General features: G+C 61.3%; 16 protein-coding genes, 4 tRNA genes and 2 rRNA genes. 1 reads left to right on the forward strand and 21 read right to left on the reverse strand.

The genetic code is table 11. The annotated features are described in order from the left end of the window. Positions 1-28: 28 nt before the first annotated feature. The 19 genes from rpsJ to F3J14_RS07725 all read right to left on the reverse strand — a co-directional run bounded on the left by rpsJ (position 29) and on the right by F3J14_RS07725 (position 21,360). Entirely contained in the window at positions 29-340 is a 312-nt protein-coding gene (gene rpsJ, locus F3J14_RS07635; protein WP_004199280.1) for a 30S ribosomal protein S10, read from the reverse strand. 285 nt (positions 341-625) lie between these two features. Beyond that, positions 626-1,816 (reverse strand): elongation factor Tu, encoded by a 1,191-nt coding sequence (gene tuf, locus F3J14_RS07640; protein WP_011350666.1) that lies wholly within the window; start codon positions 1,814-1,816, stop codon positions 626-628. A 39-nt stretch (positions 1,817-1,855) separates the two neighbouring features. Then, positions 1,856-3,958, reverse strand: a complete 2,103-nt coding sequence (gene fusA, locus F3J14_RS07645; protein WP_011655759.1) for an elongation factor G — start codon at positions 3,956-3,958, stop codon at positions 1,856-1,858. 123 nt (positions 3,959-4,081) lie between these two features. Then, complete coding sequence (gene rpsG / locus F3J14_RS07650; RefSeq protein WP_006477195.1) at positions 4,082-4,552, reverse strand: 30S ribosomal protein S7; 471 nt, start codon at positions 4,550-4,552, stop codon at positions 4,082-4,084. A gap of 172 nt (positions 4,553-4,724) precedes the next feature. Next, complete coding sequence (rpsL, locus tag F3J14_RS07655; protein WP_006400662.1) at positions 4,725-5,105, reverse strand: 30S ribosomal protein S12; 381 nt, start codon at positions 5,103-5,105, stop codon at positions 4,725-4,727. Between the two features lie 228 nt (positions 5,106-5,333). Then, positions 5,334-7,181 carry a DNA helicase RecQ gene (gene recQ, locus F3J14_RS07660; protein WP_105788615.1) on the reverse strand — a complete coding sequence of 616 codons (1,848 nt, stop codon included), beginning with the start codon at positions 7,179-7,181 and terminating at the stop codon, positions 5,334-5,336. A 241-nt stretch (positions 7,182-7,422) separates the two neighbouring features. Beyond that, entirely contained in the window at positions 7,423-11,664 is a 4,242-nt protein-coding gene (gene rpoC / locus F3J14_RS07665; protein WP_105834653.1) for a DNA-directed RNA polymerase subunit beta', read from the reverse strand. 21 nt (positions 11,665-11,685) lie between these two features. After that, a complete protein-coding gene (gene rpoB / locus F3J14_RS07670; protein ID WP_105834654.1) occupies positions 11,686-15,792 on the reverse strand; it encodes a DNA-directed RNA polymerase subunit beta in 4,107 nt (1,368 codons plus the stop codon). 377 nt (positions 15,793-16,169) lie between these two features. Then, positions 16,170-16,544 (reverse strand): 50S ribosomal protein L7/L12, encoded by a 375-nt coding sequence (gene rplL / locus F3J14_RS07675; protein WP_006759674.1) that lies wholly within the window; start codon positions 16,542-16,544, stop codon positions 16,170-16,172. A 63-nt stretch (positions 16,545-16,607) separates the two neighbouring features. Then, positions 16,608-17,105, reverse strand: a complete 498-nt coding sequence (gene rplJ / locus F3J14_RS07680; protein ID WP_006753593.1) for a 50S ribosomal protein L10 — start codon at positions 17,103-17,105, stop codon at positions 16,608-16,610. Between the two features lie 308 nt (positions 17,106-17,413). Next, a complete protein-coding gene (rplA, locus tag F3J14_RS07685) occupies positions 17,414-18,112 on the reverse strand; it encodes a 50S ribosomal protein L1 (RefSeq protein ID WP_006759673.1) in 699 nt (232 codons plus the stop codon). Continuing rightward, entirely contained in the window at positions 18,113-18,544 is a 432-nt protein-coding gene (gene rplK / locus F3J14_RS07690; protein ID WP_006753591.1) for a 50S ribosomal protein L11, read from the reverse strand. Between the two features lie 140 nt (positions 18,545-18,684). Then, positions 18,685-19,242 carry a transcription termination/antitermination protein NusG gene (gene nusG / locus F3J14_RS07695; RefSeq protein WP_006400672.1) on the reverse strand — a complete coding sequence of 186 codons (558 nt, stop codon included), beginning with the start codon at positions 19,240-19,242 and terminating at the stop codon, positions 18,685-18,687. Between the two features lies 1 nt (position 19,243). After that, positions 19,244-19,624 carry a preprotein translocase subunit SecE gene (gene secE, locus F3J14_RS07700; RefSeq protein ID WP_006753590.1) on the reverse strand — a complete coding sequence of 127 codons (381 nt, stop codon included), beginning with the start codon at positions 19,622-19,624 and terminating at the stop codon, positions 19,244-19,246. 43 nt (positions 19,625-19,667) lie between these two features. Next, positions 19,668-19,743 (reverse strand) — tRNA-Trp (locus F3J14_RS07705). A 59-nt stretch (positions 19,744-19,802) separates the two neighbouring features. Beyond that, positions 19,803-20,993, reverse strand: coding sequence for an elongation factor Tu (tuf, locus tag F3J14_RS07710; protein WP_011350666.1), 1,191 nt, complete (start codon positions 20,991-20,993; stop codon positions 19,803-19,805). 64 nt (positions 20,994-21,057) lie between these two features. Beyond that, positions 21,058-21,132, reverse strand: a tRNA-Thr gene (locus F3J14_RS07715). A gap of 25 nt (positions 21,133-21,157) precedes the next feature. After that, positions 21,158-21,231, reverse strand: a tRNA-Gly gene (locus tag F3J14_RS07720). Positions 21,232-21,274: 43 nt separating this feature from the next. After that, positions 21,275-21,360 (reverse strand) — tRNA-Tyr (locus F3J14_RS07725). A gap of 803 nt (positions 21,361-22,163) precedes the next feature. On the opposite strand from F3J14_RS07725, the gene F3J14_RS07730 reads away from it, so the two are divergent. Next, positions 22,164-22,529 (forward strand): hypothetical protein, encoded by a 366-nt coding sequence (locus F3J14_RS07730; protein ID WP_166722471.1) that lies wholly within the window; start codon positions 22,164-22,166, stop codon positions 22,527-22,529. Positions 22,530-23,406: 877 nt separating this feature from the next. Here F3J14_RS07730 and rrf read toward each other — a convergent pair. Beyond that, positions 23,407-23,519 (reverse strand): 5S ribosomal RNA (rrf, locus tag F3J14_RS07735). A 130-nt stretch (positions 23,520-23,649) separates the two neighbouring features. Then, a 23S ribosomal RNA gene (locus F3J14_RS07740) occupies positions 23,650-23,738 on the reverse strand; the annotation flags it as partial.

Consider the following 23,738-nt stretch of genomic DNA (forward strand, 5'->3'; position numbering starts at 1 on the left):
CCCGACAAGCCGGTTGGCGCTGAAAGCCTTACTGCAGCTTGATTTCCACGTCGACGCCAGCCGGCAGATCGAGCTTCATCAGCGCGTCAACCGTCTTGTCGGTCGGATCGACGATGTCCATCAGGCGCTGGTGGGTACGGATTTCGAGCTGATCGCGCGACGTCTTGTTGACGTGCGGCGAACGCAGGATGTCAAAACGCTGGATGCGCGTCGGCAGCGGCACCGGGCCACGGACGATTGCACCAGTCCGCTTCGCGGTATCGACGATCTCGGCAGCCGATTGATCGATCAAACGGTAGTCGAAAGCCTTCAGGCGAATGCGGATTTTCTGTTGCTGCATGACGATTCCTTGAAAAGAGCGAGGCGATGTTGCATCGCCGGACACTAAAAGAACGCGAAACCTGTTGCCTGCGGGGAGCGAGGCGACACGTCCCGAACGGTACTTCCACTGCTAAGCCCGCGATTCTACACGAAAATTCGGAGCGTGGTGCGCGTTTGTCAATACAGCGACGCACGCACCACAAAGACAAAACCGGGTGCCAGATCAAACTGGACACCCGGTTTCGACGGTACAACTGCCTACCGTGGAATCGCGGACCCCGGAGGGATCCGCGGATCGTCGATATTACTCGATGATCTTGGCGACGACGCCGGCGCCGACGGTACGGCCACCTTCGCGGATTGCGAAGCGCAGACCTTCTTCCATCGCGATCGGAGCGATCAGCTTCACCGTGATCGACACGTTGTCGCCCGGCATCACCATTTCCTTGTCCTTCGGCAGCTCGATCGAGCCCGTCACGTCCGTCGTACGGAAGTAGAACTGCGGACGGTAGTTGTTGAAGAACGGCGTGTGGCGGCCGCCTTCGTCCTTGCTCAGCACGTACACTTCAGCCGTGAAGTGCGTGTGCGGCGTGATCGAACCCGGCTTCGCCAGAACCTGGCCACGCTCCACGTCTTCACGCTTCGTGCCGCGCAGCAGGATACCGACGTTGTCGCCTGCCTGACCTTGGTCCAGCAGCTTGCGGAACATTTCAACGCCCGTGCAGGTCGTCTTCACCGTCGGCTTGATACCGACGATTTCGATTTCTTCGCCGACCTTCACGATACCGCGCTCGACACGACCCGTCACAACCGTACCGCGGCCCGAGATCGAGAACACGTCTTCCACCGGCATCAGGAACGCGCCGTCAACTGCACGCTCCGGCGTCGGGATGTACGTGTCCAGTGCGTCTGCCAGGCTCATGATCGCCACTTCGCCCAGCTCGCCCGTGTCGCCTTCCAGCGCCAGCTTTGCCGAACCCTTCACGATCGGCGTGTCGTCGCCCGGGAAGTCGTACTTCGACAGGAGTTCGCGAACTTCCATCTCGACCAGCTCGAGCAGTTCAGCGTCGTCCACCATGTCGCACTTGTTCAGGAACACGATGATGTACGGAACGCCAACCTGACGCGCCAGCAGGATGTGCTCACGCGTTTGCGGCATCGGGCCGTCTGCTGCCGAGCAAACCAGGATCGCGCCGTCCATCTGCGCTGCGCCCGTGATCATGTTCTTCACATAGTCAGCGTGGCCCGGGCAGTCGACGTGTGCGTAGTGGCGGTTAGCCGTTTCGTACTCGACGTGTGCCGTGTTGATCGTGATGCCGCGCGCCTTTTCTTCCGGTGCCGCGTCGATCTGGTCGTACGCCTTCGCTTCGCCACCAAACTTCTTCGTCAGCACCGTCGTGATCGCTGCCGTCAGCGTCGTCTTGCCGTGGTCAACGTGACCAATCGTACCAACGTTCACGTGCGGCTTGGTCCGCTCGAATTTACCTTTTGCCATGATTCTCTTCTTTCAAAAATAATCGATTGTGATAACGAATTACTTCGTCTTCGCGCTGATGATCGCTTCTGCAACGTTCTTCGGAGCTTCAGCGTAGTGCTTGAACTCCATCGTGTACGTTGCGCGACCCTGCGTCAGCGAACGCAGCGACGTCGAGTAGCCGAACATTTCCGACAGCGGCACTTCGGCGCGCACGATCTTGCCGCCGCCTACCATGTCATCCATGCCCTGGATGATGCCGCGACGACCCGACAGGTCACCCATCACGTTACCCATGAAGTCTTCCGGCGTTTCCACTTCCACGGCCATCATCGGCTCGAGCAGAACCGGATCCGCACGACGCATCGCTTCCTTGAACGCCATCGAACCGGCCATGCGGAACGCATTTTCGTTCGAGTCGACGTCGTGGTACGAACCGAACGTCAGCGTGACCTTCACGTCGACAACCGGGAAGCCTGCCAGCACGCCGCTCTTCAGCGTTTCCTGGATACCCTTGTCAACCGACGGGATGTATTCGCGCGGAATCACGCCGCCCTTGATCGCGTCGACGAACTCGTAGCCCTTGCCCAGTTCGCTGCGCTCGAGCGTAATGACCGCATGGCCATACTGACCACGACCACCCGACTGCTTGACGAACTTGCCTTCGACGTCCGCGGCCGACTTGCGAATGGTTTCGCGGTAGGCCACCTGCGGCTTGCCGACGGTTGCTTCCACGCCGAATTCACGCTTCATCCGGTCGACCAGAATTTCGAGGTGGAGCTCGCCCATGCCCGAAATGATGGTTTGACCCGACTCTTCGTCGGTCTGCACGCGGAACGACGGATCTTCCTGTGCGAGACGGTTGAGCGCCAGGCCCATCTTCTCCTGGTCAGCCTTCGTCTTCGGCTCGACGGCCTGCGAAATCACCGGCTCCGGGAAAATCATGCGTTCGAGCACGATCGGATGTGCCGGATCGCACAACGTGTCGCCCGTGGTCGCTTCCTTCAGGCCGACCGCAGCAGCGATGTCGCCTGCGCGAACTTCCTTGATTTCTTCACGCTGGTTCGCGTGCATCTGCAGAATACGGCCGAGACGCTCTTTCTTGTCCTTGGTCGCATTGAGCAGCGTGTCGCCCGAATTGACGACGCCCGAGTAGACGCGGAAGAAGATCAGCTGGCCGACGAACGGGTCGGTCATGATCTTGAACGCGAGTGCCGCGAACTTCTCGTCGTCGGACGCACGGCGCTCCGTCTTCTCGCCATTTTCGAGTTCACCCGTAACCGGCGGGATGTCGACCGGCGACGGCAGGAAATCGATCACGGCGTCGAGCATGCGCTGCACGCCCTTGTTCTTGAACGCGGTACCGCACAGCATCGGCTGAATTTCGCACGCGATCGTACGGTCACGCAGACCCTTCACGATCTCGGCTTCGGACAGCTCGCCCGCTTCGAGGTACTTGTTCATCAGGTCTTCGTTCGACTCGGCAGCCGCTTCGACCATCTTTTCGCGCCATTCGTTGCACGTGTCGACGAGTTCCGCCGGGATGTCCACGTAGTCGAACTTGGTACCTTGCGATGCCTCGTCCCAAATGATCGCTTTCATCTTGATCAGGTCGACGACACCCTTGAAACCTTCTTCCGCACCGATCGGCACCACGACCGGAACCGGGTTCGCCTTCAGGCGCAGACGGAGCTGGTCGTAGACCTTGAAGAAGTTCGCGCCGGTACGGTCCATCTTGTTGACGAACGCGAGACGCGGCACCTTGTACTTGTTCGCCTGGCGCCACACCGTTTCCGACTGCGGCTGCACGCCGCCCACTGCGCAGTACACCATGCACGCGCCGTCGAGCACGCGCATCGAGCGCTCCACTTCGATCGTGAAGTCGACGTGACCCGGGGTGTCGATGATGTTGATGCGGTGTTCCGGATAGTTGCCGCCCATGCCCTTCCAGAAGGCCGTGGTAGCAGCGGACGTGATCGTGATGCCACGCTCCTGTTCCTGCTCCATCCAGTCCATCGTGGCTGCGCCGTCGTGGACTTCACCGATCTTGTGGTTCACACCGGTGTAAAACAGAATGCGCTCGGTCGTCGTCGTTTTGCCGGCGTCGATGTGAGCGCTAATACCGATATTTCGGTAGCGCTCGATAGGAGTCTTGCGAGCCACTTTGATCCTCTACTGGGATGACATGATGCAGCCCTGCTGCATCATGCTTCAACACAAACGGGCGAGGCGCCTGAAAAGCGCACCCGCCCGGAATTTATTTCCGCTAACAGCCCTGACAGGCGCTTAGAAACGGAAATGCGAGAACGCGCGGTTGGCTTCTGCCATGCGGTGAACTTCGTCGCGCTTCTTCATCGCGCCGCCACGGCCTTCGGCCGCTTCGGAGAGTTCACCTGCCAGGCGCAGAGCCATCGACTTCTCGCTGCGCTTCTTCGCAGCCTCGCGCAGCCAGCGCATCGCCAATGCCATACGACGCGACGGGCGCACTTCGACCGGAACCTGATAGTTGGCACCACCAACGCGGCGGCTCTTCACCTCGACCACCGGCTTCACGTTGTTGAGCGCAACCGTGAACACTTCCAGCGGGTCCTTGCCACCCTTGGTCTGGATTTGTTCGAATGCGCCATAAACGATGCGCTCTGCGACCGACTTCTTGCCGGACAGCATCAGCATGTTCATGAACTTGGCTACATCAACGTTGCCGAACTTCGGATCCGGCAACACTTCCCGCTTGGGGACTTCGCGACGACGCGGCATGATTCTTCCTTTACCTGTTCAGTTGGAGCTGGTTCCAGCCCCGCGGCCACCAACAAACCCGATCACATCTTCACGACTAACCAGCTTGGCCGGGTGACCACTTACTCGACAGCACCGGCAATCCGGCACTCCCGCCTTGACCGCCCTTGGGCGATCCCTGATCAAAAACTGCTTACTTGGCAGCCTTTGCACGCTTCGCGCCGTACTTCGAGCGCGCTTGCTTACGGTCCTTGACGCCCTGGGTATCCAGCGAGCCGCGAACCATGTGGTAACGCACACCCGGCAAGTCCTTCACACGGCCGCCGCGGATCAGCACAACCGAGTGTTCCTGCAGGTTGTGGCCTTCACCGCCGATGTACGAAATCACTTCGAAGCCGTTCGTCAGACGAACCTTGGCGACCTTACGGAGTGCCGAGTTCGGCTTCTTCGGCGTCGTCGTGTACACACGGGTGCACACGCCGCGACGCTGGGGGCAGTCCTGCAGGGCCGGGCTCTTGCTCTTCGTCGTTTCCGACTGACGGCCTTTGCGAACCAGTTGGTTGATGGTTGGCATTGTTTATTCCTGAAATTGAACAAAATCTGCACATCGATTTCGGGCAAAGCGAGAATCGACGCACAGTTGACTTCCGACACCGGCGAAACGGACGCGAACCTTGGAACGCGACTCGGCCCACCGAATACCGGAACCCAGCATCATATTCCGGAAATACCAACTAAGTCAACGGCTTGCGTGATTTGCCGGCCGCGCGGGCGGTTTACCAGAAGGGTCGGATCACCTGTGTCATGCCGATTCGACGACGTCGATGATCTCGTCGCCGAAGCGTTCGAGCTTGCGCACGCCCATGCCGGGGATATGGCGCAGGTCCTCGATCGTCTCGGGCGCATTGCGCGCGATTTCGGCGAGCGTGGCGTCATGGAAGATCACGTAGGCCGGCACGCCGTCGGATTTCGCGGTTTCCGCGCGCCACGCACGCAACGCATCCCAGCGGGCCCGCTCGCGCGTGCCCATGCCGGCCGTCGGGTCGACGCGCGTGCCGCTGCGGCTGGACGACTGGCGCGTGCGCTGCGGCTTCACGTAGCGGCGCAGCGTGACCTTCTCCTCGTTCTTCAGCACCGGCTTCGCGGCCTCGGTCAGCATGAGCGCGCCGAATCCGCCATGGTCGACCGCCAGATAGCCGTATGCGACGAGCTGCCGGAAAATCGCGCGCCACTCGGGCTCGGACAGCGACGCGCCGATCCCGAACGTACTGAGCTGGTCGTGACCGCGCTGCAGCACCTTCTCGGTGCGGCCGCCGCGCAGGATCTCGATCAGATGGCTCGAGCCGAAATTGAAGCCGCTCGCGCGCTGCGCGCGGAACACGCACGACAGCGCCATCTGCGCCTCGCGCGTCGCATCCCACGAATCGGGAGGCTCGAGGCAGGTGTCGCAGTTGCCGCACGGCTGGCTCGCCTCGCCGAAGTAATTCAGCAATCGCACGCGCCGGCACGAGATCGTCTCGCACAACCCGAGCAGCGCGTCGAGCTTCGACGTCTGGACGCGCTTGTGCGCGTCGTCCGCATCGGACTCGTCGATCATCTTGCGCTGCTGGACGACGTCGCCGAGGCCATACGCCATCCACGCGTTCGCCGGCATCCCGTCGCGGCCCGCACGGCCCGTTTCCTGGTAGTAGCCTTCGACGCTCTTCGGCAAATCGAGGTGCGCGACGAAGCGCACGTCCGGCTTGTCGATGCCCATGCCGAACGCGATGGTCGCGCACATCACGACGCCTTCCTCGCGCTGGAACATTTCCTGGTGCTTCTGCCGCACCTCGAACTCCATCCCCGCGTGGTACGGCAGCGCACGCACGCCCTGCGCCTTCAGCCATTCGGCCGTTTCCTCGACCTTGCGGCGCGACAGGCAGTAGACAACGCCCGCGTCGGTTGTGCCGTCCGCGTTCGTATGCTCCGCGCGGATGAAGTCGAGCAGCTGCGAGCGCGCGTTGTCCTTCTCGACGATCCGGTAACGGATGTTCGGGCGATCGAAGCTCGACACGAACACGCGCGCATCGTCGAGCGCGAGGCGATGGATGATCTCGTCGCGCGTGATCGCATCGGCGGTGGCCGTCAGCGCGATACGCGGCACCGACGGGAAGCGCTCGTGCAACACCGACAGCTGAATGTATTCGGGACGGAAGTCGTGACCCCACTGCGACACGCAGTGCGCCTCGTCGATCGCGAACAGGCCGATCCTCGCGCGTTCGAGCAGCTCGAGGAAGCGCCCCGTCATCAGCCGCTCCGGTGCGACGTACAGTAGATCGATCTCGCCTTCGCGCAGCGCGCGCTCGGTCGCCGCGGCTTCGGCGCCCGACAGCGTCGAATTCAGATACGCCGCGCGTACGCCGACTTCGCTGAGCGCGGCGACCTGGTCCTGCATCAGCGCGATCAGCGGCGACACGACGATGCCCGCGCCCTGCCCCGCCTCGCGGCGCAGCAGCGCCGGAATCTGGTAGCACAGCGACTTGCCGCCGCCGGTCGGCATCAGCACGAGGCAATCGCCGCCGCCGGCGACGTGCTCGACGATTTCGCCCTGCTGGCCGCGAAATGCGGAATAACCAAAGACTTCGTCGAGGATTTCGAGGGCGCGGGACATGAATGAGAAGGAGGACGGCGGAACGATGACCGCAATTTTAACAACCCGCCCGCGCAGCGCGCGGCGAATCGTGCAACGTTGGCCCATCGGACAGGGTTCGTGCGCGCGCATGACGGGCCTGCGCAACCGTGCGGCAAGCCCGTCATGCACGTGAACGACGGATAAAAAAAACCGCCCGGCGGACCGGGCGGCTTCGATGACAGCGAATACAGCAACGTAAGGCGGCTCGCGCCGCCCGTGCTTACTCGGCTGCCGGGTGTTGCGGCTCTTCCGCCGGCGCGCTCGGCGTACCGAAGTCGAATGCCTCTTCCGCAGCGATCTGGTCGAAACGCTCGCGGTCGGACATCTCCTTCGCCTTGCGCGCCTTGTGGAACGCGAGACCCGTACCGGCCGGAATCAGACGGCCGACGATCACGTTTTCCTTCAGACCGCGCAGATCGTCGCGCTTGCCCATGATCGCCGCTTCGGTCAGCACGCGGGTCGTTTCCTGGAACGATGCCGCCGAGATGAACGAGTCGGTCGACAGCGACGCCTTCGTGATACCGAGGAGCACGTTGTCGTACGAAGCCGGGCGCTTGTCCTCGGCGATCATGCGATCGTTCTCGTCCAGCATGTCGGAACGCTCGACCTGTTCGCCCGGGATGAAGCGCGTATCACCGTTGTCGGTGATCTGCACACGACGCAGCATCTGGCGAACGATCACCTCGATGTGCTTGTCGTTGATCTTCACGCCCTGCAGACGGTACACGTCCTGCACTTCGTCGACGATGTAGCGCGACAGCGCCTCGATACCCTGCAGACGCAGGATGTCGTGCGGATCGGCCGGGCCGTCCACGATCATTTCGCCCTTGTTGACGACCTGAGCATCGTGGACCAGCACCTGCTTTTCCTTCGCGATCAGGAACTCGTGCTGATTGCCTTCGAGGTCCGTGATGACGAGACGCTGCTTGCCCTTCGTGTCCTTGCCGAACGACGTCGTACCGGTGACTTCCGCGAGAATGCCGGCATCCTTCGGCGAACGCGCTTCGAACAGTTCCGCCACCCGCGGCAGACCGCCGGTAATGTCACGCGTCTTCTGCGCTTCGGTCGGGATACGTGCAAGCACTTCACCCACCTGCACTTGCTGGCCGTCCTTCACGGTGATCAGTGCGCCGACCTGGAAGCCGATCTGCACTGCGTGTTCCGTGCCCGGGATCTTCACTTCCTCGCCGTTCGCGTCGAGCAGTTTCACCTGCGGACGCACGCTCTTCGAAGCTTGCGAACCACGACGCTTCACGTCGATCACGACCAGCGTCGACAGGCCGGTCACGTCGTCGATCTGCTTCGCGACGGTCACGCCTTCCTCGACGTTCTCGAACTTCACCGTACCACCGTACTCGGTGATGATCGGACGCGTCATCGGATCCCACGTCGCCAGCTGCGTGCCGGCCTTGATCGCCGCGCCGTCGAGCTGCAACAGCGTCGCGCCGTACGGGATTTTGTGACGTTCGCGCTCGCGGCCGATATCGTCGGTGATCAGCGCCTCGCCCGAACGCGAAATGACGATCTGCTCGCCCTTCGCGTTGGTGACGTAACGCATCGTGGCCGTGAAGCGCACGATACCGTTGCTCTTCGCTTCGACCGACGACGCCACTGCCGCACGCGATGCCGCACCACCGATGTGGAACGTACGCATCGTCAGCTGCGTGCCCGGTTCACCGATCGACTGTGCCGCGATCACGCCGACTGCTTCGCCGACGTTCACGAGCGAGCCGCGGCCCAGGTCACGGCCGTAGCAGGCCGCGCACAGACCGTAACGCGTTTCGCAGGTCAGCGGCGTGCGCACGCGCACTTCGTCGATGCCGAGGCGTTCGATTTCCTCGACCGCCGTTTCGTCGAGCAGCGTGCCCGATTCGTACAGCGTTTCCTGCGTTTCCGGGTTCACGACGTCCGCGACCGCGACGCGGCCGAGGATACGGTCGCGCAGCGCTTCGACGACTTCACCGCCTTCGACCAGCGCCTTCATCGCCACGCCGTTCGACGTGCCGCAATCGTCCTCGACCACCACCAGATCCTGCGTGACGTCGACGAGACGACGCGTCAGGTAACCCGAGTTCGCGGTCTTCAGTGCCGTATCAGCCAGACCCTTACGTGCACCGTGGGTCGAGATGAAGTACTGCAACACGTTCAGGCCTTCGCGGAAGTTCGCGGTAATCGGCGTCTCGATAATCGAGCCGTCCGGCTTCGCCATCAGGCCTCGCATACCGGCCAGCTGACGAATCTGCACCGCCGAACCCCGGGCGCCCGAGTCGGCCATCATGTAGATCGAGTTGAACGACTCCTGGCGCGTCTCGTTGCCGTCGCGGTCCGTCACCGGCTCCGTCGACAGCTGCTCCATCATCGCCTTGCCGACCGCTTCCGACGTTGCCGACCAGATGTCGACCACGTTGTTGTAGCGTTCCTGCGCGGTGACGAGACCCGACATGTACTGGCGGTCGTACTCCTTCACCTTCTTCGCGGCGTCGCCGACGATCGTTTCCTTCTGCGGCGGCACGAGCATGTCGTCCACGCAGATCGAAATGCCGGCACGCGTCGCGAGACGGAAACCCGACTGCATCAGCTGGTCGGCGAACACGACCGTCGCACGCAGACCGCACTTGCGGAATGCGGTGTTGATCAGGCGCGAGATTTCCTTCTTCTTCAGCGGCTTGTTCAGCACCGAGAACGGCAGGCCGTGCGGCAGGATCTCCGACAGGATCGCGCGACCGACGGTCGTCGCGTACAGCGAGATCTTCGGCACGAATTGCGGCGCGCCTTCCGACGTGTCCTCGTTGCGAACCATTTCGGTGATCCGCACGTTGACGCGCGACGCCAGCTCGACTTCCTTGTTCTCGTACGCGCGGATCACTTCCGACACGCCGGTGAACGACAGGCCTTCGCCCTTGGCGTTGATCGCTTCGCGGGTCGCGTAGTACAGACCCAGCACGATATCCTGCGACGGCACGATCGACGGATCGCCGTTGGCCGGGAACAGCACGTTGTTCGACGCCAGCATCAGCGTACGCGCTTCCATCTGCGCTTCGAGCGACAGCGGCACGTGAACGGCCATCTGGTCACCGTCGAAGTCGGCGTTGAACGCCGCGCAGACGAGCGGGTGCAGCTGGATCGCCTTGCCTTCGATCAGCACGGGTTCGAACGCCTGGATACCGAGACGGTGCAGCGTCGGCGCACGGTTCAGCATCACCGGGTGCTCGCGGATCACCTCTTCGAGGATGTCCCACACCACCGGCGTCTGGTTCTCGACTTCCTTCTTCGCAGCCTTGATGGTCGTCGCGACGCCCATCACTTCCAGCTTGTTGAAGATGAACGGCTTGAACAGTTCGAGCGCCATCAGCTTCGGCAGACCGCACTGGTGCAGCTTCAGCGTCGGGCCGACCACGATGACCGAACGGCCCGAGTAGTCGACGCGCTTGCCCAGCAGGTTCTGACGGAAACGACCGCCCTTACCCTTGATCATGTCGGCGAGCGACTTCAGCGGACGCTTGTTCGCGCCCGTCATCGCCTTGCCGCGACGACCGTTGTCGAGCAGCGAGTCGACGGCTTCCTGCAGCATCCGCTTTTCGTTGCGGACGATGATTTCAGGCGCCTTCAGCTCGAGCAGACGCTTCAACCGGTTGTTACGGTTGATCACGCGGCGATACAGGTCGTTCAGGTCCGACGTCGCGAAACGGCCACCGTCCAGCGGCACGAGCGGACGCAGTTCCGGCGGCAGCACCGGCAGCACTTCGAGGATCATCCACTCGGGCTTGATGCCCGAGCGCTGGAATGCCTCGAGGACCTTCAGGCGCTTCGCGTACTTCTTGATCTTCGCTTCCGAGCCGGTGTTCTTCAGCTCGGTGCGCAGCGTCTCGACCTGCTCGTCGATGTTGATCGCGCGCAGCAGTTCACGCACGCCTTCCGCGCCCATCTCGGCACGGAATTCGTCGCCGTATTCCTCGACCTTGTTGTAGTAATCCTCTTCGGTCATGATCTGCCGCGCCTTCAGCGGCGTCATGCCCGGTTCGATCACCACGTACGCTTCGAAATACAGCACGCGTTCGATGTCGCGCAGCGTCATGTCGAGCACCATGCCCAGACGCGACGGCAGCGACTTCAGGAACCAGATGTGCGCGACCGGCGAGGCCAGCTCAATGTGGCCCATGCGTTCGCGACGCACCTTCGCCAGCGTCACTTCGACGCCGCACTTCTCGCAGATCACGCCGCGGTGCTTCAGACGCTTGTACTTGCCGCACAGGCACTCGTAGTCCTTGATCGGCCCGAAGATCTTCGCGCAGAACAGACCATCGCGTTCCGGCTTGAACGTACGGTAGTTGATGGTCTCCGGCTTCTTCACTTCGCCGAACGACCACGAACGGATCTTGTCCGGCGAGGCCAGACCGATCTTGATCGCGTCGAAAACTTCTTCCTGTTGGACTTGCTTGAATAGATCGAGCAGAGCTTTCATTGCCTTCTCTCCGTAGTCCGATTAATTGCGGTCGAGATCGATATCGATACCGAGCGAGCGGATTTCCTTCACGAGCACGTTGAAGGATTCCGGCATGCCTGCATCGATGACGTGATCACCCTTGACCAGGTTCTCATAGACCTTGGTCCGGCCGTTCACGTCGTCCGACTTCACCGTCAGCATTTCCTGCAGCACGTAGGACGCGCCGTACGCTTCGAGTGCCCACACTTCCATTTCACCGAAACGCTGGCCACCGAACTGCGCCTTACCACCCAGCGGCTGCTGCGTCACGAGCGAGTACGGGCCCGTCGAACGCGCGTGCATCTTGTCGTCGACCAAGTGGTGCAGCTTCAGGTAGTGCATGTAGCCAAGCGTCACGCGACGTTCGAACATTTCACCCGTGCGGCCGTCGTACAGACGGACCTGGTTCTTCGACGGGTTCATGCCGAGCTGCTCGGCGATGTCGTCCGGGAACGCGAGGTCGAGCATCTTGCCCATTTCTTCCTCGGTCGCACCGTCGAACACCGGCGTCGCGAACGGCACGCCTTCGCGCAGGTTCTTCGCGAGTTCGAGGATCTCGTCGTCGGTGAAGCTTTCCAGATCTTCCTTGCGGCCCGAGTCGTTGTAGATCTTCGTGAGGAACGAACGCATTTCCTCGATCTTCGCCTGACGCTGCAGCATTTCGCCGATACGCCAGCCGAGGCCCTTCGCGGCCCAGCCGAGGTGCACTTCCAGAACCTGACCCACGTTCATCCGCGACGGCACGCCGAGCGGGTTCAGCACGACGTCAGCCGGACGGCCATCGGCCATGTACGGCATGTCTTCGATCGGGACGATCTTCGACACGACACCCTTGTTACCGTGACGGCCTGCCATCTTGTCGCCAGGCTGCAGACGACGCTTCACCGCGAGGTACACCTTGACCATCTTCAGCACGCCCGGCGGCAGTTCGTCGCCTTGCGTGAGCTTCTTGCGCTTCTCTTCGAACGCGAGGTCGAACTGGTGACGCTTTTCTTCGATCGAGTTCTTGATCGCTTCGAGCTGCGCCGCTGCTTCGTCGTCCGCCAGGCGGATGTCGAACCAGTGGTAGTGGTCGAGGTCTTCCAGGTAAGCCTGGTCGATCTTCGTGCCCTTCGCGAGCTTCTTCGGGCCGCCGTTCGCGACCTTGCCCACGAGCATGCGCGCGAGACGCTGGAACGCGTCGCCTTCCACGATGCGCAGCTGGTCGTTCAGGTCGAGACGGTAGCGCTTCAGTTCGTCGTCGATGATCTGTTGCGCACGCTTGTCGCGCTGGATGCCTTCACGCGTGAACACCTGGACGTCGATCACGGTACCGCTCATGCCCGACGGCACGCGCAGCGACGTGTCCTTCACGTCCGATGCCTTCTCGCCGAAGATCGCGCGCAGCAGCTTCTCTTCCGGCGTCAGCTGGGTCTCGCCCTTCGGCGTGACCTTGCCGACCAGCACGTCGCCCGCTTCGACTTCCGCACCGATGTACACGATGCCCGATTCGTCGAGACGGCCGAGCTGGACTTCCGCCAGGTTCGAGATGTCGCGCGTGATTTCTTCCGGCCCGAGCTTCGTGTCGCGTGCAACGACGTTCAGCTCTTCGATGTGGATCGACGTGTAGCGATCGTCGGCAACCACCTTCTCCGAGATCAGGATCGAATCCTCGAAGTTGTAGCCGTTCCACGGCATGAACGCGATCAGCATGTTCTGGCCGAGCGCGAGCTCGCCCAGGTCCGTCGAGGCGCCGTCGGCCAGCACGTCACCGCGCGAGACCTTGTCGCCCATCTTCACGATCGGACGCTGGTTGATGTTCGTGTTCTGGTTCGAACGCGTGTACTTGATCAGGTTGTAGATGTCGACACCGACTTCACCTGCGACGGCTTCGTCGTCGTTCACGCGAATCACGATACGGCCTGCGTCGACATAGTCGACGACGCCGCCGCGGAACGCCTGAACCGTCGTACCCGAGTCGACCGCGCAGGTGCGCTCGATGCCCGTACCGACGACCGGTTTCTCCGGACGCAGACACGGCACGGCCTGACGCTGCATGTTCGAACCCATCAGTGCACGGTTCGCATCGTCGTGCTCGAGGAACGGGATCAGCGAAGCTGCAACCGACACGATCTGCGACGGCGCGACGTCCATGTACTGGATACGGTCCGGCGTGACCATCATCGTTTCGCCGGCTTCACGCGACGACACGAGTTCGTCGACCAGCTGGCCGTTCTCGTCGATCGCGGCGTTCGCCTGAGCGATCATGTAGCGGCCTTCCTCGATCGCCGACAGGTAATCGATCTGGTCGGTCACCTTGCTGTCCACGACCTTGCGGTACGGCGTCTCGAGGAAGCCGTATTCGTTCAGGTGCGCGTACAGTGCGAGCGAGTTGATCAGGCCGATGTTCGGACCTTCCGGCGTTTCGATCGGACACACCCGGCCATAGTGGGTCGGGTGCACGTCACGAACTTCGAAGCCTGCGCGTTCGCGCGTCAGACCGCCCGGGCCCAGTGCGGAAACACGGCGCTTGTGCGTGATTTCCGACAGCGGGTTGGTCTGGTCCATGAACTGCGACAGCTGCGACGAACCGAAGAACTCGCGAATCGCCGACGAAATCGGCTTCGAGTTGATCAGGTCGTGCGGCATCAGGTTTTCGCTTTCGGCCTGGCCGAGGCGTTCCTTGACCGCGCGCTCGACACGCACGAGACCCGCGCGGAACTGGTTTTCCGCCAGTTCGCCGACACAACGCACGCGGCGGTTGCCGAGGTGGTCGATGTCGTCCACTTCGCCCTTGCCGTTGCGCAGCTCGACGAGGATCTTGATCGTCGCGAGGATGTCGTCGTCCTGCAGCGTCATCGGGCCGGTGATCTCGTCACGGCTGACGCGGCGGTTGAACTTCATACGGCCGACCTTCGACAGGTCGTACGCTTCTTCGCTGTAGAACAGACGGTTGAACAGCGCCTCGACCGCTTCTTCGGTCGGCGGCTCGCCCGGACGCATCATGCGGTAGATCGCAATGCGCGCGGCCGTCTTGTCGGTCGTTTCGTCGACACGCAGCGTCGACGAGATGTACGGACCCTGGTCCAGATCGTTCGTGTAGAGCGTCTGGATTTCCTTGATGCCCGCTTCGCGCAGCTTCTCGAGCACGCTTTCCGTGACTTCGTCGTTCGCGCTCGCGATCACTTCGCCGGTGTCGCCGTCGACGACGTTCTTCGCCAGCACGCGGCCGAGCAGATAGTCTTCCGGCACCGAGATGAACTTGGTCTTCGCGGCTTCGAGGTCGCGAATGTGCTTCGCGTTGATCCGCTTGTCCTTCTGGACGATGACCTTGCCGTCGCGATCCGTGATGTCGAAGCGCGCGACTTCACCACGCAGGCGCTCGGGCACGAACTCGAGTTGCGCGCCTTCGTCCATCAGCGTGAAGTTGTCGAACACGAAGAAGTTCGCGAGGATCTGTTCCGGCGTAAGGCCGATGGCCTTCAGCAGGATCGTGACCGGCATCTTGCGGCGACGGTCGACGCGGAAGTACAGGATGTCCTTCGGATCGAATTCGAAGTCGAGCCACGAGCCGCGGTACGGAATGATCCGTGCCGAGAACAGCAGCTTGCCCGAGCTGTGCGTCTTGCCCTTGTCGTGTTCGAAGAACACGCCCGGCGAACGGTGCAGCTGCGAGACGATGACACGCTCGGTGCCGTTGATGACGAACGAGCCCGTCGGCGTCATGAGCGGAATTTCGCCCATGTACACTTCCTGCTCCTTCACTTCCTTGACGACCGGCTTGTTCGGCGATTCCTTGTCGAGGATGACGAGGCGGACCTTCGCGCGCAGCGCGGAGCAGTACGTCAGGCCCCGCTGCTGGCATTCCTTGATGTTGAATGCCGGCGAGGACAGCGCATAGCTCACGAACTCGAGGCGCGCGAAACCGTTGTGCGAAACAATGGGAAATACCGATGTGAAGGCGGCCTGCAAACCTTCAGGCTTGCGTTGCGTGCCCGGCACATCGGCTTGCAGAAACGTGCTGAATGATTCAAGCTGGGTAGCCAGCAAGAACGGAACTTGGTGAACGATGGGGCGCTTCGCGAAACTCTTGCGAATGCGCTTCTTCTCGGTGAAGGAATATTGCATACGATCTCCGAATCACGGCGGGTGCTGTCGAGGCGGGATACCTGGACGTTTCTAACCCGAGTGTTCACCGACTGAGACCCGATGGCCGCCCGATGGCTTGAACGAGCCGAGAAGCTTGGTGGTTGGCCGCTACCAACCGCTGGCTGACGGCAGCGGATGCCTGTGTTGCCCGCTACCCGACCAAACTTGCCTTCTGCAGTCGCTTCAGAAGACAAAGAGAAACGCCAATCGTGACCATTGACAACGATTTGGCGGTTTTCTTTGGCTTCTGGGGCCGATTATTCGGGCTCCCAAAAGAGTGCCAGAATAACGTCCCCACAAAGCACAAAAAGGCCGGCGGTGAAAATACCGCCAGCCTTCGCACAGCGCGTCGAAACTTACTTGACTTCGACCTTCGCGCCCGCGTCTTCCAGCTTCTTCTTGGCTTCGTCAGCAGCAGCCTTGTCGACGCCTTCCTTGACAGCCTTCGGTGCGCCGTCAACGACGTCCTTCGCTTCCTTCAGGCCCAGGCCCGTCAGTTCGCGAACTGCCTTGATGACTGCAACCTTGTTGCTGCCTGCTTCAGTCAGGACGACCGTGAATTCGGTCTTCTCTTCTGCAGCAGCAGCAGCGCCGCCGCCTGCCGGGCCAGCGACTGCCACTGCAGCTGCCGACACGCCAAACTTCTCTTCGAATGCCTTGACCAGTTCGTTCAGTTCCAGAACGGTCATCCCTTCGACTGCTGCCAGGATGTCTTCTTTTGCGATTGCCATTTGAAATACTCCTAAATTGAATTCGGATACAGCCAGCGATCAGTGACGCTGATGCATGTTCGCTTACGCAGCTTCCGCTTGCTTCTTCTCGGCCAGCGCGGCAAGAGCACGCGCGAAGCCCGAAACAGGCGATTGCATAACGAACAGCAGCTTCGAGAGCAGTTCTTCACGGCTCGGGATGCTTGCCAGCGCTTGCACGCCAGCCTTGTCCATCACCTTGCCATCGAACGAACCAGCCTTGATGACCAACTTGTCATTGCCCTTGCTGAAGTCGTTGACGACCTTAGCAGCGGCAATTGCATCTTCAGAGATGCCGTAGATCAACGGACCAGTCATCTGCTCTGCCAGCGGAGCAAACGGCGTACCTTCAACAGCGCGACGCGCCAGCGTGTTCTTCAACACGCGCAGGTACACCTGCTTCTCACGCGCTTGCGCGCGCAGCTTGGTCAGATCGCCAACCGCAATTCCACGATACTCAGCCAGCACAACGGTCTGGGCCTTCGCGACTTGCGCGGCAACCTCAGCGACGACGGCTTGCTTGTCTTCTCTATTAAGCGGCACGGTTAGCCTCCAGAAACGATACGTTCGGCGCGGCCGGCATGGCCGAAACCTCACGCACCTCGTTCAACAACGGCGTCCGACCTCGTTAGGAGTATTTCCACCTCACGCCGTGAATCGCTTCACGACCTGTGGCTTCACCACTGCAAAACTTTTTCGGGTTCGCCATCTGCGTTGGCTTGAATTAAGGGATCGCCTGCCTGCTGCGCCCCACCAACGGTCTTTGATAACCGGTTGCCCGCCCTACTGCACGAACAACCGCCCAAAGCCCATGTAGGCCGCTTCGCGAACGAAGCGGCCCGAATACTTGCTTACTGTGCTGCCAGCGTTGCCTGGTCGACACGCAGGCCGACGCCCATCGTGCTCGACAGTGCGACCTTGCGCAGGTAGACACCCTTGCTCGTTGCCGGCTTCGCCTTCTGCAGCGCTTCGATCAGTGCCGACAGGTTCGAGCGCAGTGCAGCTGCTTCGAACGATGCACGGCCGATGGTCGCGTGGATGATACCGGCCTTGTCGACACGGAATTGCACCTGACCAGCCTTCGCGTTCTTGACTGCCGTCGCGACGTCCGGCGTGACCGTGCCGACCTTCGGGTTCGGCATCAGGCCGCGCGGGCCGAGGATCTGACCGAGCGTACCGACGATACGCATCGTGTCCGGCGAAGCGATCACGATGTCGAAGTCCATCTGGCCAGCCTTGATCTGCTCAGCCAGGTCTTCCATACCGACGATTTCCGCGCCTGCTGCACGAGCCTGCTCGGCCTTCTCGCCTTGCGCGAACACGGCAACGCGAACCGACTTGCCCGTACCTGCCGGCAGAACGACCGAACCACGAACGACCTGGTCCGACTTCTTCGCATCGATGCCGAGCTGGACTGCGACGTCGATCGATTCGTCGAACTTCGCGCTCGCGCATTCCTTCACGAGTGCCAGTGCGTCTTCGATCGCGTACAGCTTCTGACGGTCGACCTTGGCGGCAAATGCCTGACGGCGCTTGGAGATCTTAGCCATTTACACGCCCTCCACAGTGATGCCCATCGAGCGTGCGCTACCAGCGATGGTGCGAACGGCTGCGTCCAGATCAGCTGCCGTAAGGTCCGGCATCTTGGTCTTCGCGATTTCTTCGGCTTGAGCGCGCGTGATCGAACCGACCTTGTCGGTGTGCGGCTTGCTCGAGCCCTTGTCCACCTTCGCCGCCTTCTTGATCAGGACGGTCGCCGGCGGCGTCTTCATCACGAACGTGAAGCTCTTGTCAGCGAATGCCGTGATGACCACCGGCACCGGCAGACCCGGCTCCATACCTTGAGTCTGCGCGTTGAACGCCTTGCAGAACTCCATGATGTTCAGGCCGCGCTGGCCCAGTGCCGGACCGACCGGCGGCGACGGGTTGGCTTTACCTGCAGGAATCTGCAGCTTGATAAAGCCGACAATCTTCTTTGCCATTTGTAAACCTCGTTGGAACGCCAGGCGGCGTTCGGTGAGTGATAACGCGCGTTCGCCGCTGGCTACTGACGCTCCTCAACGGCCATAACGCGGGCCGTAAGCGCGAAGGTGGGCAGCCGAGGCTGCCCACCGAATCGGGATCAAACTTTTTCGACCTGACCGAACTCGAGTTCGACCGGGGTGGAGCGACCAAAGATGGTGACCGACACACGCACGCGCGATTTTTCGTAGTTGACTTCTTCGACCGTGCCGTTGAAGTCCGTGAACGGGCCTTCCTTGACACGCACCATCTCGCCAACTTCGAACAGGGTCTTCGGGCGCGGCTTCTCGACGCCTTCCTGCATCTGCGACATGATCTTTTCGACTTCCTTCGGGGAAATCGGGGTCGGGCGGTTACGCGCACCGCCGACGAAACCGGTGACCTTCGCCGTATTCTTCACGAGGTGCCACGTTTCGTCCGTCATTTCCATTTCCACCAGCACGTAGCCGGGGAAGAAACGACGCTCGGTCACAGCCTTGTGGCCGCCTTTGACTTCGACCACTTCTTCGGTCGGAACCAGGATCTGGCCGAATTTGTCCTGCATGCCAGCACGTTCGATGCGCTCTTGAAGCGCGCGTTGCACGCTCTTCTCCATACCGGAGTAGGCGTGCACGACGTACCAACGCTTTCCGCTCGGGGATGCCGGAGTATCGCTCATATCATTTCCATCCCAGAATCGCCGAGAAAATCACCCACTCGATCGATTTGTCGCTCAACCAGAGAAAAATCGCCATCACGAGCACGAAACCGAACACGACGAGCGTGGTTTGCGTGGCTTCCTTGCGGGTGGGCCAAACGACCTTGCGGACTTCCTTGTACGAATCCTTGGCAAACGCGATAAGGCCCTTGCCAGGTGCGGACATCAGGCCGACGGCCACACCGGCGATGATACCTACCGCCAATGCGGCACCGCGGACATACCACTGCTGGTTGGCCAGCCAGAAGAAGCCCACGAATCCGGCCAAGACCAACAATACGCCCAGGGCCAGCATCAGCTTATCGCCGGAGGTATTTACAGTTTCGACGGATGGATTCGCCATAACACCTTAAAACAAATGCCACGTGGGACCACGTGGCGATTTTTGGCAGGGGCAGAGGGAATCGAACCCCCAACCTTCGGTTTTGGAGACCGACGCTCTGCCAGTTGAGCTATACCCCTAAACCATGCTGGGGCCGGCTGTTGCCAGCCCCAAAACTGTCGATCAACGAATAACTGGCTTACTCGATGATCTTGGCGACGACGCCGGCGCCGACGGTACGGCCACCTTCGCGGATTGCGAAGCGCAGACCTTCTTCCATCGCGATCGGAGCGATCAGCTTCACCGTGATCGACACGTTGTCGCCCGGCATCACCATTTCCTTGTCCTTCGGCAGCTCGATCGAGCCCGTCACGTCCGTCGTACGGAAGTAGAACTGCGGACGGTAGTTGTTGAAGAACGGCGTGTGGCGGCCGCCTTCGTCCTTGCTCAGCACGTACACTTCAGCCGTGAAGTGCGTGTGCGGCGTGATCGAACCCGGCTTCGCCAGAACCTGGCCACGCTCCACGTCTTCACGCTTCGTGCCGCGCAGCAGGATACCGACGTTGTCGCCTGCCTGACCTTGGTCCAGCAGCTTGCGGAACATTTCAACGCCCGTGCAGGTCGTCTTCACCGTCGGCTTGATACCGACGATTTCGATTTCTTCGCCGACCTTCACGATACCGCGCTCGACACGACCCGTCACAACCGTACCGCGGCCCGAGATCGAGAACACGTCTTCCACCGGCATCAGGAACGCGCCGTCAACTGCACGCTCCGGCGTCGGGATGTACGTGTCCAGTGCGTCTGCCAGGCTCATGATCGCCACTTCGCCCAGCTCGCCCGTGTCGCCTTCCAGCGCCAGCTTTGCCGAACCCTTCACGATCGGCGTGTCGTCGCCCGGGAAGTCGTACTTCGACAGGAGTTCGCGAACTTCCATCTCGACCAGCTCGAGCAGTTCAGCGTCGTCCACCATGTCGCACTTGTTCAGGAACACGATGATGTACGGAACGCCAACCTGACGCGCCAGCAGGATGTGCTCACGCGTTTGCGGCATCGGGCCGTCTGCTGCCGAGCAAACCAGGATCGCGCCGTCCATCTGCGCTGCGCCCGTGATCATGTTCTTCACATAGTCAGCGTGGCCCGGGCAGTCGACGTGTGCGTAGTGGCGGTTAGCCGTTTCGTACTCGACGTGTGCCGTGTTGATCGTGATGCCGCGCGCCTTTTCTTCCGGTGCCGCGTCGATCTGGTCGTACGCCTTCGCTTCGCCACCAAACTTCTTCGTCAGAACCGTCGTGATCGCTGCCGTCAGCGTCGTCTTGCCGTGGTCAACGTGACCAATCGTACCAACGTTCACGTGCGGCTTCGTCCGCTCGAATTTACCCTTGGCCATTTTCGACTCCCAAAAGGAATTTCACAGGTTGCGCCGCGCGCAAACAGACACCGACTTGTACTGCTGGTGCCCATGGGCAGGATCGAACTGCCGACCTCTCCCTTACCAAGGGAGTGCTCTACCACTGAGCCACATGGGCGCTTTTACGCTTCAACTTCACGAACTGGAGCGGGTGAAGGGAATCGAACCCTCGTCGTAAGCTTGGAAGGCTTCTGCTCTACCATTGAGCTACACCCGCACGGGCTACTAACGATTCCCTGCCGCTCTTCAAGCTGATGTTCTGGTGGAGGAGGTTGGATTCGAACCAACGTAGGCGTAAGCCAACAGATTTACAGTCTGCCCCCTTTAGCCACTCGGGCACCCCTCCGTAGAGAACTGACGATTATGGGGGTGCATCGCACTCCTGTCAAGCACATCCGGAAGATTATTTTCATTCTCTTCCAGCACGCCTGCGCGACTCACCCACATCCACGCTCGCCTGGCTGAGGCAAGCACGAGAGGACCGCCACACGGCGCCCACATCATCGTCAGACTCCGCCTTCAGCGTCGATTTGCATCTTCGCTGAAAACGAAAGACCGCCATCATACGGCCTCCCGCTCATAATGCCAAGCGGGTAGATGAAAAAAATTCGCAATTTTCATGCCGGGCGGATCAGGGGGCATCCGCAGAGGGCTCGGAGCGGATGAAGTTGGTCATCAGGAACACGCCGACGTAGCGCCAGGCATGGGACGGCCGACGCCTCTGTAGTGGCTGTCGGCACACCAACGCTGAAGCCGGATTCCGGTTCGGAGTAAAAGGCTCCTCGGCGCCGCCGCGGCATATCTAACCTCTGGATAGGGCCCCTCCGCCCGGCGCCCGCTCATCACCGCAGACAGAGAGCCGGCGTGGCACCATTCCGCGCCGCGCGATCAAGCCAACCTCCCCTCTCGCGCCGTATGCGAAATCTGGTCTTCCTTGTTGCCCTCGCGCCGATCTTCGCAGCTTCTGCGGCCCATGCGGGCGACACCCCAAATGCGTGGTGCCGCGCTGAGAGGATCGCGGCAATCGGGTAGCAGTCGCTTTCAGAGAGCCGCGCCTCAGGGCGCGCGGAAAACGCGGCGGCCCTCGCGGAGGGTGACACGTTAAGCCCGGCCATCGACGCCGGGTATGCGATCACGGCCGAGAACGGGATGGCGCCCGCGAGCGCCATGGCTCCGGATGCGGTCACGTGCGCATGGCTACAGAACGACGCGTCGACCTACCGTATCGCGGCTGGCAGCGACGATGACGCCTCCCAGGGCAACACCGACAGCTCGGCCGGCTTTGATGTCTCGCAGCTGCTGGTACGCGACAATCTGCGCACGCGTGCCTGGCTGCCACACCGGCTGCGCGTCGGCGTCGCGACGAACGTGCAGCAGTGCAAGCGCGCATTGCGTCGCCCCTCGTGCCAGCCGACCAACATGAGTGCCTGGTCGGCCTATCGCAGCGAAGCGGCGCTGCGCACGCGCAACCGATGTGTCGATACGATGCACGCCTTTTCAATTGAGCTCGGATAGCGACTCTTTCGGCGGCACCGCCTATTCGCTCGTCGAAGAAATTCATGTCCGTCGAAACCGGCAGCCCCTTCTCGTCAAAAGCAACAGCGCGGACTTCTGACGAAATCGGACCGGCAGGCTAGTTTTTGTCTCCGTGCTGTCCCGGCGTCGGCTGAACGCCTGACGACAGTTTCGCTCGTCGGTCAGACGCCAACAGGCACGCTCTTGCGGGCTCGTTCTGCCGGCGAGAGCGCCCCAGATCTGCCAGCAACCGCATCAGTCGGACACCGACACTCCGAACACAATTGCCGATATTGAGCGGAGATAGACGAAAGATGCATACCGATAGGCCGCGATGATGGACCATCAAGGCGTGGCGCCCCGGTGAGTCGCGCAATACGCTCGAGGCGGTAAAAACGGGAGAAAGGCTAGGAAGCGAGATCATTCGGAGCGTGAAGCGACCGTCAATGACAGCCAGACGAATGACGCCCGCTTCGCCTTGCATAAGGCGCGATCGGCGGCGTTCCCGAGGGTCGTCGCGTCGAAGGATAAGCCTGCATCGAGCTCGATGCCAGCGGTAACAAGAGCCTCCGGCTGCGATAGATCTCGCTGCGCGGGTTCGATGCTGTCGATCGTGATAAGAACCGGATGCGTCGGCCTGACGTCGTCAGATCAAACGATTCGGCGTCGACACGATTCCCGCTCTGCGAGCGATGCAAGCTTACTGTCGTGGCCGCAGAGATGGCGGCGACACGGATGCGGCGTACGTGAGGATCCTGCCCGGCCAGCTCACCTGCCCGCCGGCGCCAGCGCGCCCCCCCCCTCGCTGCGATCGCCCTTTCCGCCGCCGCAAATGCAAAAACCCCCGCCTTTCGGGCGGGGGTTTCTGGCTTAGGGAGCCTGACGATTACCTACTTTCACACGGGAATCCGCACTATCATCGGCGTAGAGTCGTTTCACGGTCCTGTTCGGGATGGGAAGGGGTGGGACCGACTCGCTATGGTCATCAGGCAAAGAGGGTTGTCGCGCTGCTTCGCAACGCGACCAATCCGGGAAGAAGCAGTAATTTTGAGTTGTGTGTATCACACACGAGAATCCAACCGGTCCGACGCGCTCTGTTAGCGCGAAACAGACTTGTTATAGGATCAAGCCTTACGGGCAATTAGTATCAGTTAGCTGAACGCATTACTGCGCTTACACACCTGACCTATCAACGTCCTGGTCTCGAAC

The sequence above is a fragment of the Burkholderia sp. Tr-862 genome (assembly GCF_011753085.1).
GTDB classification, from domain to species: Bacteria; Pseudomonadota; Gammaproteobacteria; order Burkholderiales; family Burkholderiaceae; genus Burkholderia; species Burkholderia ambifaria.